The sequence below is a fragment of the Gilliamella sp. Pas-s95 genome, assembly GCF_009795795.1.
GTDB lineage: Bacteria > Pseudomonadota > Gammaproteobacteria > Enterobacterales > Orbaceae > Gilliamella > Gilliamella bombicola.
Genome location: NZ_WTFC01000053.1, coordinates 1 through 3865 on the forward strand (window position 1 = coordinate 1; position 3865 = coordinate 3865).

The 3865-nt window shown below is 42.2% G+C and carries 2 protein-coding genes; both read left to right on the plus strand.

Translation table 11 applies throughout. The annotated features are described in order from the left end of the window. Positions 1–1592 (plus strand): hypothetical protein (locus GQ598_RS10715; protein ID WP_202112764.1); only part of this gene is annotated, 1592 nt, incomplete at its 5' end. 499 nt (positions 1593–2091) lie between these two features. After that, entirely contained in the window at positions 2092–3792 is a 1701-nt protein-coding gene (locus GQ598_RS10720) for a hypothetical protein (RefSeq protein ID WP_160404109.1), read from the plus strand. Positions 3793–3865: the final 73 nt, after the last annotated feature.

Consider the following 3865-nt stretch of genomic DNA (forward strand, 5'->3'; position numbering starts at 1 on the left):
GGCATCTGGCCTGCCAAACCTATGTTCTAAATCTTTTTCAATATCATCGTAGTCAAAATCAGACTCCATTCTTATTTTTATCACCAAAGTTATCGAAATCATCAAGCTTTGCAAACTCGCTGAGTTTATTAGCAAGCTTATCATCAAGGCCTAAAATTTTATCCTTCTTATCAAGGTCTTTATTGGTTTTTGCTACGTTGTTGTTATTGCCGTATTCGCAAAGTTCTTTGGCATTAACGGCTTATACCTCAAGAGTGATTCAGGGTAGTGCGCCGTATTTAACGTTTGATGGGGGGCGAACTAAAGCAACAACGACTGACACATTATTAGCTATTGAGTTGCCAGATGGTAGAACCATCACGCCGTCAACTAACACATCAAGTTCGACAAATCCGATAAGGTTAGTTAATGGAAGTACTTTTAATGATATACACATGGTGGTGCCGTTGGGGGCAAGTACAGTCCGTTTAAATGACTTAATTACACAAGGTAATTGGGGAGATGATGATGGGGATGGTCAGGGTACTAATGGTGTAACGGCGACGGGTAGTTTATCAGTAAGTATTACTGATAAGAATGGTCGTGGAGTAAGTCGTAGTGATACATTAAGTATATGTAGTGCTCCTTATAGGGTAACATTAAGGAGTACAAGTGGTAGTTTAGTAACCCGATATGGCGTACCGAATAGCAGTACTTTTAGTGGTAGCTCTGTTGTGTATTATATCAATCCAAATATTAATGTTGGTGTTTGTTACGCAAGGCCGAGTTTGTGGTATGGTGGCACTGGTTTTGTTATTGATGATGTCAATGATGGATCCGAGAACGCCGGTCCATCTAACATATGGAGTCCTGTTAAGGGTTTTTTAACCCAGTCAACAACTCCGTCATCTTATGGACTTAATTTTCCGACAACGGGTTCTGATGGTTTATATTTTGATTTAGATATAGTTGGTGTTGATGCAAGTCAGTTGACTTGGTCTGTTGCCACGAATGGTAGTATAAGTGCAACAGTGAGTCGGACAAGGCCACGTTCGGGTGCATTTAGAGAGCCACGAGGAAATAACATAATAGCCGATGCGTGGATTAGTGATAAATCTAGTTATGTAACACGGGTAACGTTAAATGGTCCTAGAGCAAGTGATACTCAAATAGATTCATGGAATCCAAGCCGTTTAAGAACGCCATCTTTACCGCAGACCTTTGAGTTAGTGGGTAGGGATCGTCAAGGTAATGAGGTGAGGTATGGATTTGTGTTAAAGCAGTGGTTCGTCAATCGAGGGAAGCAAACTGGCTTTCAGGATGCTCAATCATCTTGGTGTAATCGCTTGGGTTATCGTCTTGTGCAGGTAAAAGATTTAACCAATAGCAATATTGAGGGGGCTAATCCGTCTTCAGGTGGTAATCATTTCCAACGTCGAATTGGTGCTGGCTTTTTCACTGAGTGGGGCTCCGTGTTTCTTTACGCCGGTGCTGATTTTGCCTTCGACCGCTACTGGAGTGACTCAACAAATTCTCGTCATGTTGAGGTGAGGAGCGGTTCCGTTTGGCGTGACGCACCCTGCTGTTACTACAATGTTTGTACCACACCTTAGCTTTTATTTGGTAGTCCTTAACTCTTAGACTACGGGTGTTTATGGTGTAAATAAAGGCAATCAATCAAAGAACAACCGTCCCTGAGAAGTTTTTTTGGGTAGTAAAGTTGGGGGCTTGTGCTGTTGTGGTTAATTACTACAATACCATAAGCCCCCAACAACCAAACCAATAATCGCTTTTAATTCTTAAAAAACAATCCAATTTTCCATTAAAAATCGGTCAGAAAAGGTATTGATTTTATTCAAGTTTTTATTTGTTGGTTTTTAGCTAAAAAACACCACCCAAAACTATTCCCCAAAGCATACAAGCATAAGCTGACTCATCCTTTAACAAAACTTTACAAATTTTTAACAAAAAAGGTAGCGAACTCTTACTCAAGCGGTTATAATTTAATCGCTTACAAAGCAAGGGAGTGCTCATTATTAGAGCAGTTAGTCATAAAAAATCGAAATAAAACAAAAATTTACTTGACAGGATGATCGAAATGCATTACCATTTATGGCATCTGGCATCTGGCATCTGGCCTGCCAAACCTACGCCTTAAAACTTTTTCATTTTCACTATAGTCTAAATCAGACACAGTTCTTATTTTCATCACCAGGGTCATTTCGCGTAGCGAAATCGGAGACGTTATCGGCAGGGTTATCGCCGAGGTCAAGGCGTTTACCTCTTCTATCTAAATTTTCAGGTATACCAAGCTTATCAGGCTTATCAGGTTTACTTAGATTATTTAGATTCCCTAAATCGGCGTTGTTCTTCGTGGTATTGTTGTTGTCGTATTCACAGGGTTCTGTGGCATTAACGCCTTGTTCACAGCCATTCATGGCGTGTACTTCAAGGGTAATAGAGGGTAGTGCGCCGTATTTAGCGTTCAACTATGGTCTAATGAAGGCAACAGATACAGACAGTTTGTTGTCTATAAGGTTGCAGGATGGTCGGGTAATCACGCCATCTAGTAATACATCAAGCGTATCAAATCCAATAAGCTTACCTTATGCAGGAAGTACTTTGGGAAGTATAGGTATGATATTCCCACGAACAACAGCTAGTTCAGTGAGTTTAAGTGATTTAGCCACAAGGTATAATTATTGGCGAGATGATGATGGAGATGAGCCGGCAGCAAATGGTATATCAGGGAGTATATCGGCATCATTTACAGATAAGGATGGCAATGATGTTAGTTTTAACGAAGCATTAGATAAATGTAAGGCTCCTTATAGGGTAACCTTAAGTAGCACAGGGGGATATTTACAAACACAGTACGGGGTTCCTAATAGGACCAATTTTAGCAGTCAGGCGGTGACATATTATATCAATCCGTATGGCAGTGATGTTTGTTACTTTGTGAGTCACGCAAGGCCGAGTTTGTTGTTTGGTGGTACTACTGGCATCAATTCTAAGGATAATTCTCGCTACGCCGGCCTAGCTAACATATGGAATCCAGATAAGGGTTTTTTAACTCAGTCAACAAGTCCATCGTCTTACGACCGAAATTTCCCTACAACGGGTGCTGATGGGTTGTATTTTGATTTGCTCATAGGTGGAATCGATGCACGTCAGCTGACATGGTCTCCTGTTACTCGTGGTGGAATAACGGCTACGGTGACAAGTGTAATAGCTAATGATGAGTGGATTCCTGATGTTGATAGGGGAAAAGTTGTCGCACGAGTTAAGTTAAGCGGTCCTAGGGCAAGTGGTACTCAGATAAGTTCAAGTAATCCTAGTCCTCTAGATGTACCAGATTTGCCGCAGACATTTGAGTTGGTAGGTAGGGATAGTAGTGGTAATGAGGTGAGGTATGGGTTTGTGTTAAAGCAGTGGTTCGTCAAGGGGCGTAGGGGTATTCAGTCTAATCAAATATCTTGGTGTCGTGGTTTGGGTTATCGTGTGCCACGGGTTAAGGATTTAACTAACGCGAAGTGTGATAGAAGTGGTAATGGTTGGTTTTTCGTATGTAGAGGTGACATAGATGGCGCCTTGCCTCATTCATCTATTAATCATTATATGCGTCATATAGGTGCTGGTCTTTTCACGGAGTGGGGCACTGATGCGCGCTTCCGCGGCAGCGACATCGAGCACAACTTCTGCTGGACGAGCGACGTTTCAGGTGGCGATGGCTTCTCTGTCAACTTGAACAACGGCACTGTCCTCGGCCTCAGCCCCCGCTGGGTCTTCTATGGCCTTTGTGTCGCACCTTAGTTTTTAGCGTTTAGTCCTTAATCCTTGGGCCGCGGGGGCGGTTATGGTGCCTGAGAGGACAATCTAACAAAGA

Bases quoted from the DNA above. Each gene is read 5' to 3' on its own strand.
- GQ598_RS10720 (WP_160404109.1), top strand. From the start codon at position 2,092: ATGGCATCTGGCATCTGGCATCTGGCCTGCCAAACCTACGCCTTAAAA.